The following is a 13157-nucleotide window of genomic DNA, read 5'->3' as shown; positions in this document are numbered from 1 at the left end:
CACAGAACTGTTTTGAAACAGCGTTTCCATTTTCCTTTTAGATAAAATTCAGCGTATAATGCGCGCCAATTGTCTCTTGAATGGTTTCAGCACATTGACCTGTAAAACTCAACGACTACAAAACTCACCTTCCCGTTGGGCTGAAACGCAAGCACACATTCCTCTGCACGCTCTTTCGATGTCACCTATCCTTAGAGCGAGACATCACCACTTTCGTAACTCAGGTTTAGCTTCCCATCCGTGCGCGATGGGAGCCAGATTTCCCAATCCTTCTCAACTTAAAGACTAAGACTGTCATGAAAAAGACGAAAATTGTTTGCACCATCGGTCCGAAAACCGAATCCGAAGAGATGTTAACCAAAATGCTGGACGCGGGCATGAACGTCATGCGTCTGAACTTCTCTCATGGCGATTACGCAGAACACGGTCAGCGCATCAAAAATTTGCGCAACGTGATGAGCAAAACCGGTAAGAAAGCCGCTATCCTGCTGGATACCAAAGGTCCGGAAATCCGTACCATTAAGCTGGAAGGCGGTAACGACGTTTCTCTGAAAGCAGGCCAGACCTTCACCTTCACCACCGACAAATCTGTTGTCGGCAACAGCGAAATCGTTGCTGTGACTTACGAAGGCTTCACTAAAGATCTTTCTGTCGGCAACACCGTACTGGTTGACGATGGTCTGATCGGCATGGAAGTTACCGCGATCGAAGGTAACAAAGTTATCTGTAAAGTGCTGAACAACGGCGACCTGGGCGAAAACAAAGGCGTTAACCTGCCAGGCGTTTCTATCGCGCTGCCAGCACTGGCTGAGAAAGACAAACAGGACCTGATCTTCGGTTGCGAACAGGGCGTTGACTTCGTTGCGGCATCCTTTATCCGTAAACGTTCTGACGTGGTTGAAATCCGCGAGCACCTGAAGGCGCACGGCGGCGAAAACATCCAGATCATCTCCAAAATCGAAAACCAGGAAGGCCTGAACAACTTCGACGAAATCCTCGAAGCGTCTGACGGTATCATGGTTGCTCGTGGCGACATGGGCGTTGAGATCCCGGTTGAAGAAGTTATCTTCGCGCAGAAGATGATCATCGAGAAATGTATCCGCGCGCGCAAAGTCGTTATCACTGCGACCCAGATGCTGGACTCCATGATCAAAAACCCGCGTCCGACCCGCGCTGAAGCCGGCGACGTCGCGAACGCCATCCTCGACGGCACCGACGCAGTCATGCTGTCTGGCGAATCCGCGAAAGGTAAATACCCGCTGGAAGCCGTGACCATCATGGCGACCATTTGCGAACGTACCGACCGCGTGATGACCAGCCGTCTGGACTTCAACAACGACAGCCGCAAACTGCGCATCACCGAAGCCGTTTGCCGTGGCGCGGTTGAAACTGCGGAAAAACTGGACGCTCCGCTGATCGTCGTTGCAACCCAGGGCGGTAAATCTGCTCGCGCAGTGCGTAAATACTTCCCGGATGCCACCATCCTGGCGCTGACGACTAACGAAACTACCGCGCGTCAGCTGGTACTGAGCAAAGGCGTTGTGGCACAGGTTGTTAAAGAAATCAGCTCCACCGATGATTTCTACCGTCTGGGCAAAGAAGTTGCTCTGGAGAGTGGTCTGGCGCAGAAAGGTGACGTTGTGGTTATGGTTTCTGGCGCGCTGGTTCCAAGCGGCACGACCAACACCGCATCCGTTCACGTACTGTAATAATTCCGCCGCGAATTAATTTGCTTATAAAAGCGCCCTCGTGGCGCTTTTTTTATTTTATCGATAGCCACAATTAATAAAAAATCAAATCGGATTTCACTATCTAATCCGTGATTATCTAAGATGAATCCGATGGAAGCTTTCTGTTTTCACTCGGTTTTTTAGCCGTTTTTGCACAATTCGATGCTTCTTTGAGCGAACGATCAAAAATAAGTGCATTCCCATCAAAAAAATATTCTCAACATAAAAAACTTTGTGTAATACTTGTAACGCTACATGGAGATTAACTCAATCTAGAGGGTATTAATAATGAATCGTACTAAACTGGTACTGGGCGCGGTAATCCTGGGTTCTACTCTGCTGGCAGGTTGCTCCAGCAACGCTAAAATCGATCAGCTGTCTTCTGACGTTCAGACTCTGAACGCTAAAGTTGACCAGCTGAGCAACGACGTGAACGCAATGCGTTCCGACGTTCAGGCTGCTAAAGACGACGCAGCTCGCGCTAACCAGCGTCTGGACAACGCAGCTACTAAATACCGCAAGTAATAGTATCTGTGTAATAAAAATGGCGCACATTGTGCGCCATTTTTTTTGCCCTGAATTTCTCGTTCCCTGTTATTGCGTAGCGCGCACCTCTGCATTCTCTCCCGGCACACCATTTCGCGCAGACTTCACTTCCGCACCATTGCTAACGACCGAGGCCTGGCTGGCCGTCACCGTGACCGGATAACCCGCACGGCGATACAACGCGCGCTCCACCAGGCTGTTATCAACGGCTTTATTGTCTTTGAACTGAGTAAAACCGGCTGGGAGCACATACGGCATGGTCTGAACGTTTTGTTCCTCTTCCGGCGACAGTGGGCGATGCACCTCGACATACCGCATGCCGTTCGGCTCAATCGAATATTTGATCGGCTCATTAATCACCCTGACCGGCGTTCCTGTTCGGACTTGAGCAAACAATGCCTTGATGTCCGGCGCGTTCATGCGAATACACCCGGAGCTCACGCGCAGACCGACACTGTCCGGCGCGCTGGTGCCATGGATCAGGTATTCACCGTTTCCATGCGCCAGACGCAGTGCAAAGCGTCCTAACGGGTTATTTGGCCCGGCGGGCACTACCGGAGGCAATGTTATGCCACGTTCCAGAGAGCGTTTACGGATGCCTGCTGTAGGGGTCCAGGTAGGATTCGGTATTTTCTGCCCTACCCGGGTTTCCATCACCGGAGTTTCCAGCCCCTGCAAACCGATACCAATCGGGAATACCTGAACGATATTCTCTCCCGGCGGGTAGTAATACAGACGTAGCTCCGCCAGATTCACAATAATGCCTTCGCGTGGCGCATCAGGCAGCAGTAATTGCGAGGGAATAGTAATCAGGGTTCCGGGTTTGGGAACAGGGGCAATAGTATTATTGGCTTCGAGGATCAGCATTGCGGCGGTATCAAACTTACGGGCAATCGCCTGTAGGTTTTTATCCCCTTCCTGCACGGTATAAGTTTGATTTTGCCCAACAAGACGACTGTTTGCCTGGGGCAACGGATAATCGACCGCCCATGCGGCCTGAATAGCGCTGTAAGCGCCAATTAGCATTAAGGTAATAACAGACGCGCGTTTCATACTCACTCACCCCCCTGGCGTTCCTGCCGGACGACGGCGAGCGCCAGATCCGGCTTACGAGTCACTGCGTTGCCTTACACGATCGATTTCAAGTCGGTCTGAAAGTTGACGTGTTTTATCAGTTTAGCTAAGAGTTGCGGCTTTGGCGCGGATAGCCCGAATCATTGCCTCCAGCCCCTGTGAACGAGACGGTGTGAGATGCTGTGCGAGCGCCATTTTTTCAAACCACGGACGCACATCAAAATTCACAATATCCTGGGCCGTCATGCGGTCGTACAGAATGAAGACCACGGCGATAAGCCCTTTCACAATTGCCGCATCGCTGTCGCCCTGAAATTCAATAATCCCTTCAGCATTCTGACGCATAACAATCCATACCTGACTTTGACATCCCTGAATGCTATTTTCGGGGCAGCGATCGTCGGCGTTTAATTCCGGCAAACGCTGACCCAGTTCAATGATGTACAGGTATTTCTCTTCCCAATTAGCGCAACGCAGAAAATTACGCAACAATTTTTCTTTATCCGGTAGCGCAGCCATAACGCCTCCCTGTTATCCCAGTAAGTGATGAATACGCTTGAGACCTGTCACCAGGCGATCCACTTCTTCATGGGTGTTGTACATGGCAATCGACGCCCGACACATGGCGGGAACGTGATAGTAGGCCATCAGCGGCATTGCGCAGTGATGCCCCGTCCGCACGGCGATCCCATAGTTATCGAGAAAACTCCCGACGTCATAGGCGTGATGTTTGCCGAGGTTAAAGGCAATCACCCCCTGGCGGTTATCCGGTCCGTAAAGCGTCAAATCCGGCACGTCCGCCAGCTGTTCCAACGCATAGCGCATCAGGAATTGTTCATATTCGCTAATTTCAGTCAGCCCCAGCGCTGAAACATACTCAATAGCCGCGCCAAGCCCGATAATTCCTCCTGTGTTAGGCGTACCGGCTTCAAAACGCCACGGCGCTTTGGCCCACGTCGTCCCCTGGCTCAGGCTCACGGTCGCAATCATCGAACCGCCGCCTTCCCATGGCGGCATTTCCTGCAGCAGCGCCTCTCTGGCATACAGCACGCCAATACCGGTTGGCCCGTAGAGCTTGTGTCCGGAGAAAACATAAAAATCGCAATCTAACGCCTGCACATCCACTTGATGATGCATAACCGCCTGTGCGCCATCCACCAGTACTTTTGCGCCGTATTGATGCGCTAGCGCAATCATCTCACTTAGCGGGTTTTCGGTGCCCAGTACGTTTGAAACATGGGTAATTGCCAGCAGTTGCGTACGCTCATCGAACAGCGCTGGCAACGCTTCCAGTTGCAATGTGCCGTCGGCATTGATCGGAATGACCCGCAGTTCTGCGCCCACGCGGGCGCACAGCATTTGCCAGGGAACAATGTTGGCATGGTGCTCCATTTCGCTGATGATGATGTTATCGCCAGTCTTGACATTGCTGGTGCCCCAACTGTTCGCCACCAGGTTAATGCCTTCCGTGGTACCGCGAACGAACACCAGCTCTTCAGCGGAGCGAGCGTTAATAAACAGCGAGGCGAGCTTGCGCACATTCTCCATTTTTTCCGTGGCCTGCGCGCTCAGCGTATGGATACCACGGTGAACCGCCGCATAGCCGTGACGGTAAAACTCGGCTTCGGCATCGATCACCTGATTAGGCTTTTGCGCGCTGGCGGCGCTGTCCAGATACGCCAGCGGTAAACCGTTCACTTCACGCGTCAGGACCGGAAAATCAGCCTGCACTTTTTCAATAGGAAATGTCATGCTACGCCTCCCGGCAGGCGGTGAGCGATCCGCGCCAGTACCAGTTGTTTAAGCGTTTCATCGCGCAGGGCTTCCGTCAGCTCAGCGGCAAACGCATAGAGAATCATCTGTTGAGCATCCTGCTGACCGATCCCGCGCGAACGCAGATAGAACATCTGCTCGTCGTCAATCCGCCCTACCGTCGCCCCGTGACTGCATTTCACGTCGTCGGCATAAATTTCGAGCTGAGGCTTGGTGTCCACTTCCGCCAGTTTTCCGAGCAGTAAATTGTTATTGGTCATCTGACCGTCGGTTTTAATGGCGTGTTGAGCGACGTTGATCAGGCCATTGAACACCGCCCGCCCCTTATCGCTGACAATCGTTTTATGCAACTGGCGGCTGTTGCAATAGCCCTTGTTGTGCGCAAGCCAGGTCCGAGTGTCACAAACTTCGTTTTTCACCGGCATCGCCAGGCTGTTAAGGCGCAGCGTGGTATTTTCGCCGTTGAGCTGGGTACTGGTGTTATGGCGTAACACGGCATCACCCAGCAAGAAACTTTGGCTGACTGCCGAGGCATCTGCACTCAACTGAATATCATTATGGGCAAAGTGGTGGCTGAGCGAATTCTCAAACGCCAGTTTAATGTGGTGCAAATGTGCATTGGCCGCGACGTTCATCGTTAAGCGCGCCCCGGTAAAATGGCGAAGCTCGCTGAGACTGACATAATGCTCAATAACGGTGGCTTCTGCGCCTTCCGCCAGATCCAGATGGTGACGATAGTGCGCCGTATTCACCGCATCGCCCGTCGCTCCCTGGGTAATGTGCAGCAGCAGCAACGGTTTCGCTGGCCGGTGGTTACGCTTGACCAAAATGTGCGTTACGCTGCGGGACAGGCTTTCGGTCAGGTGCAGAAATACTTCCGGCTGGATAGCCGCAGGCAGCATCTGACGCTCATCATTAACGGTAATATCAAATCCGCTACCTTCCACGCTGTCGCTGAGCGTTGGACAAAATTTCCCGTCGACAAACACCAATCGTACCGCATCAATCGCTGGTGCCAGCGCCTCAAACTGGGCTGGCGTTAGCGCGGAGATATTGCTGACGAACCGGCTGTTGGTTAATCCCTCCAGCGGCGTGTATTTCCAGTCCTCATGCTTACGCGTTGGCAGCCCCAGACGCAGCATCTGTTGCAGATGCTGTTGCGCATAGTGCGAACGGGTCTCCCCTTGGGTCTCAAACAGATGGTGCCACTGTTGCAGCACGTTACTGCTGTTCGCTAAGCCAGCCATATCCTTGCTCCTCCAGTTGTTTGACCAGCGTGAAATCGCCGGACTTCACAATTCGCCCCTGGTAGAGAACGTGAACATAATCGGGTTTGATATAGTCCAGGATGCGCTGATAGTGAGTGACGATAATGAATGAGCGTTTCCCGTCGCGCAGCGAGTTCACGCCATCGGCGACGATTTTCAGCGCATCGATATCCAGCCCGGAGTCTGACTCATCGAGAATGCACAACTGAGGCTCCAGCACCGCCATTTGCAGAATGTCATTCCGCTTTTTCTCACCGCCAGAGAAACCGACGTTTACCGAACGCGTCAGTAAGTCTTCCGGCATCTTCAGCAGCGCGATTTTTTCTTCCATCAGATCCTGGAAGTCGAACCTGTCCAGAGACTCCTCCCCACGATAATTGCGCACCGCATTCAGCGCCGTTTGCAGGAAAAACTGATTACTGACGCCGGGAATTTCTACCGGATACTGAAATGCCATAAAGATCCCTTCACCGGCCCGGTCTTCCGGCGACAGTTCCAGTAAATCCTTACCGTTAAATTCAACCGTCCCGCCAGTGACTTCGTAGTCTTCACGTCCGGCGAGCGTGGCGGACAGCGTACTTTTCCCGGAACCGTTCGGCCCCATAATGGCATGGACTTCTCCGGGACGAATCTCAAGGCTGAGCCCACGCAGAATCGCCTTATCTTCGACACTGACCTGTAAATCTTTAATGCTTAACATGTGCTTTCCTTAAATTTTAACCGACGCTGTGTTCAAGACTTATGGCGAGAAGTTTTTGCGCTTCCACCGCAAATTCCAGCGGCAGTTCAGAGAACACGTCTTTACAGAAACCGTTGACGATCATCGAAATGGCATCCTCTTCGCTGATGCCGCGTTGCAGACAGTAAAACAGCTGGTCTTCACCGATGCGTGACGTCGTGGCTTCGTGCTCAAGCTGGGCGCTGTTGTTTCGACACTCGACATACGGGAAGGTATGCGCCCCGCAGTCCGCCCCGATCAACATGGAGTCGCATTGGGTATAGTTACGCGCGTTGGTGGCGGTCGGCATGATTTTTACCAGGCCGCGATAGCTGTTCTGACTCTGACCGGCGGAGATCCCTTTCGAGATGATGGTCGACTTGGTGTTCTTGCCAATGTGAATCATCTTGGTACCGGTATCGGCCTGCTGGTGACCACTGGTCAGCGCGACGGAGTAGAATTCACCGATAGAGTTATCGCCACGCAGAATGCAGCTTGGGTATTTCCAGGTAATAGCCGAGCCGGTTTCCGACTGCGTCCACGACATTTTGCTGTTTTCGCCTTCGCACAGCGCGCGCTTGGTGACGAAGTTCAAAATGCCGCCGGTATTACCATCACCGGGGAACCAGTTTTGCACCGTCGAGTATTTCACTTCAGCATCTTTATGGATGATAACTTCCACCACCGCCGCATGTAGCTGGTAGCTGTCGCGTACCGGAGCTGAACAACCTTCGATATAACTGACGTAGCTGCCCTCATCCGCAATCAGAATAGTGCGTTCAAACTGCCCGGTCTTTTCGGCATTAATCCGGAAGTAGGTCGAGAGTTCCATGGGACAACGCACGCCTTTCGGCACATAAATAAAGGTGCCATCAGATGCCACTGCGGCATTCAGCGCGGCGAAGAAATTATCATTACCCGGAACGACGGTTCCCAGATACTGTTTCACCAGCTCGGGATGGTCATGAATCGCCTCACCGAACGAACAGAAAATAATGCCCTGCTCTGCCAGCTTGTCGCGATAGGTTGTCGCCACCGACACCGAGTCGAAAATAGCATCAACCGCCACCTCTTTTCCTTCACGAACCGGCACCCCTAGCTGTGCAAAGGCGTCTTCTACCTCTTTGCTTAAAAAGGCATTCGCCCCTGTTTGCTGAACAGCCCCCGGTTCAGAAGCACAGGTTTCATCACAATTGCCGCAGGACGGCGCAGAGTAATAGCTGTAATCCTGATAATTCAGCTTGTCGTAGTGCGCTTTGAGCCAGTGCGGCTCTTCCATGGTGAGCCATGCGTTAAAGGCATTCAGGCGAAACTCCAGCATCCAGTCGGGTTCATTACGTTTTGCCGAAATCGCGCGCACAACGTCTTCATTGATCCCTTTTGCCAGCTCATCGGTTTGCAGTTGGGTGAAGAAGCCCTCTTTATAATTGAGGTGCCCGCCAGCCCAGGTGTTGACATCATCAGTTGCTTCAGTATTACGAGACATAGTACCGCCTATACCCCAAAACTTTCGCCACAGCCGCATTCGTTCTGGGCTTTCGGGTTATGAAATTTAAATAACTGATTTAATCCTTCGCGTACGAAATCGACTTCCGTCCCGTCGATAAACGGCATCGCCTGTAACGGCACATAAAGTCTGGCGCCATCCGATTCATACAGCAGATCGTCTTTTTCCGGCTCACGGACGGTGTCCAGCACGTAGCCGAATCCCGCGCATCCGGTTTGTTTCACACCTAAACGCACGCCCAACATACCGGGTTGTTTTGCCACCAGTTCGCGGATGTGCGCCGCAGCTGCCGGCGTTAACGTCAAACCACGCCATGCGAAATCGTCCGGGTTAAATGTTCCTGAATGCAATTCCATAGGGTTACCTCGAGTCATTAGCTTTCAAGCTATAACACCATGTTAGTGATAATGATTATCACTTCAACCCCTTAACAGCAGGGGCATTCGGGTTAATCGCCATTTTTGGCTACTTTTAATAAGCATAGACCCTGCAGCGCGGGTTATCAGAGATGGATTATTTTCTTCAATGCATTGATTAATAATGGATTATGAAAATCCAATCGTTCAGGCAGGTCAAACGCCAAAAGATGTATAGGTAATACCTATTTAAGGGATTGGTTTTGAAAATTTAATGAAATCCTGCGATTATGATATAGTCAGTAACCTTAGTTTTTATCGTGATAGACAAATGCGGATTATTTAACGCGCCCAAATATCGCCTTCTGCGTCCCCAAAATTTTCGCCAAACTCTCCGCCATTGATTCTTAAAAAAGATATTATGCGAGTCGCTTACCAGATTTATACACCATCATTTACAAGCCAGTCGAACAGGTACACACTTGACCGTTATTGCACAAATTACGATGAGATCCATTAATTATGTTGAATCCTGAATATTGTCATACGCTTTAATTATCAATTTAATAATTAATATTAACAACATATATATTGGTTAATTAAATTTCACCATAAAATACAATTTCGAATTAAGTGTCGGAGTAATGTTATCTTATGATTCATTATGTTATTAAGGGAAATGTATGTCATGGAACAAACACGATGCGGTCTCGTATGCGCGAAGTCATGCGCATCAAAAAAGCCAAGGTTATTGCGCTCGGGCAGTAGCTGCAGCAATTCGTGCTGGTAGCGTCAAGATCGAGAGTGCTAACGCCAACAATTTTTCAAGATCACTGGAAAAAGCAGGATTCAGCAAATCATACGGCCCCCCAATAGAGGGTGATATAGCGGTTATTGATGCTTTACCAGGCCCAAACCAGTATGGGCACGCCTGTATTTACGATGGGTCCGGGACCTGGTACTCCGATTTCGTACAGCGTAGTTTATACCCTGGGCCGCAGTACAGAGAAATCCAGCCCGCTGTTACCATATACAGGCACAAGTAATATGAAAAAATTACTGCTTTTTCTGCTCATGGCATCATCTGCAATGGCAAAAACCAACGACCCTGTTAATCAGGCTATTGTATTTAACAACTGGTACGTGAATCAAATTAACAATAATAATTTTCCGATTACCGACGGTAAGGATATTGATAAATACGTTACTGCATCAACGATGCAGAAACTAAGGCGAACACAAGATCCAAATTATGATGATGAGGTTTTTTATGATGCTGATTTTTTTTTAAAGGCTCAAGACATAGGCGAAGATTGGCCAGGCAATGTAAGCGCCATTGCGGGTGATACGGATCCGGTTTGCGTGAATGTTTACGTAGCGTTTGGAAAAGAACAAAAACATATTGTCATTGATTGCATGGTCAAAGAGAGCGGATTCTGGAAAGTGCAATCTGTCACCAGCCTCCAATTCATACGCAACCTGGAACGGCACTGAGGTCGGAGATATGACAGGAGTTCTGTGTCATGGCACGTTCGCGAATACTCCTGCCATATCGCCGGAAAGAAAAAGGTCTGCGCGAACTTCTACGCCATCCCTCTCACCATAATGCGAATGTGGCAATATTTGACGCATATAAAAAACACATGGCGCGGTTGTGCGCATTACTGATTCCTGGACGCCATTCCCAAGGGCAGATTTTGCTAACGTGGACGAATTTTAGCTCTGATGCTAATACTATCAATCTCTCTTAAACACTCCACGAATGCTGGTTACCCCCAGCATTCGCGCATACGGCGGTGTTCAGGTGTATGCCTGACGGTGGGCCTCCGTCCCATTTTTTCTGTTTTGTACGTGACCCATTGATAACAAAAAACCCTTAAGTCTGCTTGCTGGCAGGCTTAAGGGTTCCGGCCCCATCCGGCGCTTATCTCCGGCACTCGTAATGGCTTAGCTCTTGAAGGGGCATAAGAATAATCTCACTCCCAGATAAGTTTTGTTTAACACAAATTGCGGTTTGATTGTTTTTTGAGCGCAGTCAATGACATAATTCGCGCGTTGTTTCACTAATTGCGTCTAACAACAAGCGTAACCCCGCAGGCTGATGCTCACGAGAAAGATACAACCCGTATATTGGCAGGCGTTTAGGCTGTAGCTCTGGCAGTAACCGAACTAACTTTCCCTGCGCCAACCCTTCTCGCGCTTCCGGCTCCGGTACCAGCGCAATGCCCATACCCGCCAGCGCCGACTCACAGAGCAGCGAAGAGATCCCGGCGCTCAAATTCCCTTTGATCGCAACAGAAACCGTCTGCCCTTGTACATCGAGAAAGTGCCAGGATTTTCCGGCAAAGCCGCTGTAATAGAGGCAGTTATGCTGCGTAAGATCGTCGAGAACTTCAGGAGTGCCATGTTGATGCAGATAATCGACAGACGCACACAGCACGGATTCACAGTCCCCCAACCGACGGGCGATGGTCCCAGGCTCGGGGGTATCCGTAATGCGGATCGCCACATCGATGCGTTCCCCTACCAGACTTACCGGTTGATTATTAATCTCAACCTCAATGCGCAGTTGCGGATACCGCGCCAGAAAAGTGGGCAGCACCGGAGCAAGAATGTGCATCGCGGTATAGTGCGCGCAAGCGACACGTAGCGTACCGGAAGGTATTTGCGCGGCACTGGCGGCAGCAATATCCAGCGAAAGTTGCGCCAGAGAACGCGTTTTCACTAATGCCTCTTCTCCGGCTGGCGTGATCGTCAGGCGACGCGACGACCGATGGATAAGCCTTACCCCCGCCCATTTTTCCATTTCGTCGAGGTAACGACTAACCATCGGTCTGGAAAGCCCCAGCGCTCGCGCGGCGGCGCTTAAGCTGCCCAAATCACAGATATGGTTGAATACCGTTGCCGCCATTACTCTGTCCATTGCATCCCATCCGATCGTTTTAAGAAACTCAGCATACCCTGATACAGGAATTCTAACAGATGCAAATATCCTTAAAATACGCGAACTATCAAAAGACAATTTCCTGCACAAGGTTACCTGGTATGAATGTTAAAACTCTGGCTCTGCTGTTACCCCTGTTCTCCTCTTCACTCTTTGCCGCCCCGCTCCAGCTGGACGTCTACAACCCGCAGGATAAGGCTATTTTCCCGGTCTCCTCGACGCTGGTTTCAGGACCGAAAGAGGCGATTTTGTTTGATGCGCAGTTCAGCACCAAAGATGGTGAACAACTGGTACAGATGATTCGCGCCAGCGGTAAGACGCTGAAAGCCATCGTAATCACCTCCGGCGATCCGGATTTCTATTTCGGTCTGCAGCCCCTCGTCAACGCCTTCCCACAGGTAAAAGTGCTGGCAACACCGCATGTGGTTGAGCATATCCGCGCCACGAAAGAGGCCAAACTGCAGTTCTGGGGCCCGCAAATGAAGGACGGCGCGCCAACATCACTCACCGTGCCGCAAGCCACCACACAAACGCGTTTCACGGTTGATGGCGAAACGCTGGAACTTCGCCATCCCGACGATTATGCGGCGTATGTCTGGATCCCGGCGAACCGCGCAATCATTGGCGGTACTGGCGTGGCTTCGGGTATTCATGTCTGGACGGCGGATACGCAGTCTGCTGAACAGCGTTCCGCGTGGCGCAATGTGTTAAGCGAGATGCAGAACTTACAGCCCGCTCAGGTGGTTCCGGGGCATTACATTGGCGAACGCCCGACAGGCGATAAAGCGATTCGCTTCACCCGGGACTATTTGCAGTCATTTGAGCAGGCGTTAAGCGCGAATAAAGGTTCAGCTTACGTGATTAAAACCATGACGGCGGCATGGCCAGGTCTGGCGGACGCCAGCTCTCTGGAGCTAAGCGCGAAGGTCAATACCGGTGAGATGAAGTGGTAAACAAGATTTAACGCCAAAAATAACCCCGAACGCATGTCGGGGTTACATTACAATAAGCATACCGGAATCAATGAACGCCCATGCGCCAGGCAAAATAGATCTCTTCTTTCAGTTCAGTTGAAGAGAGCGTCAATAAATCCGCAAACTCCAGCTCAAGCTGTTTCAGTCTTTTCAGGTACTGAGCCGGTGAAAGATCGGTTTTATCACGACGTAAAAACTCTATTGCCAGTTGGGCCGGGTCTAATTGGGTAGACATATCATCCTCGCTTGTGTTCAAAACCTGCACAG

14 protein-coding genes are annotated in these 13157 nt (G+C 51.0%); 5 read left to right on the top strand and 9 right to left on the bottom strand.

What is annotated here, in order from left to right; genetic code table 11:
- Nucleotides 1-94 precede the first annotated feature (94 nt).
- The 3 genes from ynhH to lpp all read left to right on the top strand — a co-directional run bounded on the left by ynhH (nt 95) and on the right by lpp (nt 2255).
- On the top strand, nt 95-289 hold the full coding sequence (gene ynhH, locus OGV69_RS12465) for a protein YnhH (protein WP_247672768.1): 195 nt from the start codon (nt 95-97) through the stop codon (nt 287-289).
- 7 nt (nt 290-296) lie between these two features.
- Complete coding sequence (gene pykF / locus OGV69_RS12460; RefSeq protein WP_006684766.1) at nt 297-1709, top strand: pyruvate kinase PykF; 1413 nt, start codon at nt 297-299, stop codon at nt 1707-1709.
- Between the two features lie 309 nt (nt 1710-2018).
- Complete coding sequence (lpp, locus tag OGV69_RS12455) at nt 2019-2255, top strand: murein lipoprotein Lpp (protein WP_003029373.1); 237 nt, start codon at nt 2019-2021, stop codon at nt 2253-2255.
- A 69-nt stretch (nt 2256-2324) separates the two neighbouring features.
- Here the strand turns inward: lpp and ldtE are convergent, their stop codons facing one another.
- The 7 genes from ldtE to sufA form a co-directional block, all read right to left on the bottom strand.
- Nucleotides 2325-3329 carry a L,D-transpeptidase LdtE gene (gene ldtE / locus OGV69_RS12450; protein ID WP_038640270.1) on the bottom strand — a complete coding sequence of 335 codons (1005 nt, stop codon included), beginning with the start codon at nt 3327-3329 and terminating at the stop codon, nt 2325-2327.
- A gap of 123 nt (nt 3330-3452) precedes the next feature.
- A complete protein-coding gene (gene sufE / locus OGV69_RS12445) occupies nt 3453-3869 on the bottom strand; it encodes a cysteine desulfuration protein SufE (RefSeq protein ID WP_038640268.1) in 417 nt (138 codons plus the stop codon).
- A gap of 12 nt (nt 3870-3881) precedes the next feature.
- Nucleotides 3882-5102, bottom strand: coding sequence for a cysteine desulfurase SufS (sufS, locus tag OGV69_RS12440; protein ID WP_069324237.1), 1221 nt, complete (start codon nt 5100-5102; stop codon nt 3882-3884).
- Nucleotides 5099-6370: a Fe-S cluster assembly protein SufD gene (gene sufD, locus OGV69_RS12435; protein ID WP_069324238.1), complete on the bottom strand. Its 1272-nt coding sequence runs from the start codon at nt 6368-6370 to the stop codon at nt 5099-5101. Before sufD ends, sufS begins: the two co-directional genes overlap by 4 nt.
- The gene (sufC, locus tag OGV69_RS12430) at nt 6345-7091 is read right to left on the bottom strand and encodes a Fe-S cluster assembly ATPase SufC (RefSeq protein ID WP_069324239.1); all 747 of its coding nucleotides are present in this window, start codon (nt 7089-7091) and stop codon (nt 6345-6347) included. The genes sufD and sufC overlap by 26 nt, the downstream gene beginning before the upstream one ends.
- Before the next feature lie 16 nt (nt 7092-7107).
- Nucleotides 7108-8595 carry a Fe-S cluster assembly protein SufB gene (gene sufB / locus OGV69_RS12425; RefSeq protein ID WP_038640262.1) on the bottom strand — a complete coding sequence of 496 codons (1488 nt, stop codon included), beginning with the start codon at nt 8593-8595 and terminating at the stop codon, nt 7108-7110.
- 8 nt (nt 8596-8603) lie between these two features.
- The gene (sufA, locus tag OGV69_RS12420) at nt 8604-8972 is read right to left on the bottom strand and encodes a Fe-S cluster assembly scaffold SufA (RefSeq protein WP_038640259.1); all 369 of its coding nucleotides are present in this window, start codon (nt 8970-8972) and stop codon (nt 8604-8606) included.
- Between the two features lie 1047 nt (nt 8973-10019).
- Between sufA and OGV69_RS12410 the strand changes: the two genes are divergently transcribed.
- Nucleotides 10020-10466 (top strand): DUF3828 domain-containing protein, encoded by a 447-nt coding sequence (locus OGV69_RS12410; protein WP_069324241.1) that lies wholly within the window; start codon nt 10020-10022, stop codon nt 10464-10466.
- A gap of 541 nt (nt 10467-11007) precedes the next feature.
- Here OGV69_RS12410 and OGV69_RS12405 read toward each other — a convergent pair.
- On the bottom strand, nt 11008-11895 hold the full coding sequence (locus tag OGV69_RS12405) for a LysR family transcriptional regulator (RefSeq protein ID WP_069324242.1): 888 nt from the start codon (nt 11893-11895) through the stop codon (nt 11008-11010).
- Between the two features lie 122 nt (nt 11896-12017).
- Here OGV69_RS12405 and OGV69_RS12400 point away from each other — a divergent pair, with 122 nt between their 5' ends.
- Nucleotides 12018-12869, top strand: coding sequence for a Vmh family MBL fold metallo-hydrolase (locus tag OGV69_RS12400; protein ID WP_069324243.1), 852 nt, complete (start codon nt 12018-12020; stop codon nt 12867-12869).
- 67 nt (nt 12870-12936) lie between these two features.
- Here OGV69_RS12400 and OGV69_RS12395 read toward each other — a convergent pair whose 3' ends face one another.
- Complete coding sequence (locus tag OGV69_RS12395) at nt 12937-13125, bottom strand: YdiH family protein (protein ID WP_029139522.1); 189 nt, start codon at nt 13123-13125, stop codon at nt 12937-12939.
- Between the last annotated feature and the right edge of the window lie 32 nt (nt 13126-13157).

Source organism: Citrobacter sp. Cc139 (assembly GCF_030334645.1).
Lineage (GTDB): Bacteria > Pseudomonadota > Gammaproteobacteria > Enterobacterales > Enterobacteriaceae > Citrobacter > Citrobacter werkmanii.
This window is presented reverse-complemented; position numbering and strand designations above follow the sequence as displayed.

Excerpts from the sequence above, each read along its gene's own strand:
- pykF (WP_006684766.1), top strand. The coding sequence starts at position 297 with ATGAAAAAGACGAAAATTGTTTGCACCATCGGTCCGAAAACCGAATCC.
- lpp (WP_003029373.1), top strand. The coding sequence starts at position 2,019 with ATGAATCGTACTAAACTGGTACTGGGCGCGGTAATCCTGGGTTCTACT.
- ldtE (WP_038640270.1), bottom strand. The coding sequence starts at position 3,329 with ATGAAACGCGCGTCTGTTATTACCTTAATGCTAATTGGCGCTTACAGC.
- sufE (WP_038640268.1), bottom strand. The coding sequence starts at position 3,869 with ATGGCTGCGCTACCGGATAAAGAAAAATTGTTGCGTAATTTTCTGCGT.
- sufS (WP_069324237.1), bottom strand. The coding sequence starts at position 5,102 with ATGACATTTCCTATTGAAAAAGTGCAGGCTGATTTTCCGGTCCTGACG.
- sufD (WP_069324238.1), bottom strand. The coding sequence starts at position 6,370 with ATGGCTGGCTTAGCGAACAGCAGTAACGTGCTGCAACAGTGGCACCAT.
- sufC (WP_069324239.1), bottom strand. The coding sequence starts at position 7,091 with ATGTTAAGCATTAAAGATTTACAGGTCAGTGTCGAAGATAAGGCGATT.
- sufB (WP_038640262.1), bottom strand. The coding sequence starts at position 8,595 with ATGTCTCGTAATACTGAAGCAACTGATGATGTCAACACCTGGGCTGGC.
- sufA (WP_038640259.1), bottom strand. The coding sequence starts at position 8,972 with ATGGAATTGCATTCAGGAACATTTAACCCGGACGATTTCGCATGGCGT.
- OGV69_RS12410 (WP_069324241.1), top strand. The coding sequence starts at position 10,020 with ATGAAAAAATTACTGCTTTTTCTGCTCATGGCATCATCTGCAATGGCA.
- OGV69_RS12405 (WP_069324242.1), bottom strand. The coding sequence starts at position 11,895 with ATGGACAGAGTAATGGCGGCAACGGTATTCAACCATATCTGTGATTTG.
- OGV69_RS12400 (WP_069324243.1), top strand. The coding sequence starts at position 12,018 with ATGAATGTTAAAACTCTGGCTCTGCTGTTACCCCTGTTCTCCTCTTCA.
- OGV69_RS12395 (WP_029139522.1), bottom strand. The coding sequence starts at position 13,125 with ATGTCTACCCAATTAGACCCGGCCCAACTGGCAATAGAGTTTTTACGT.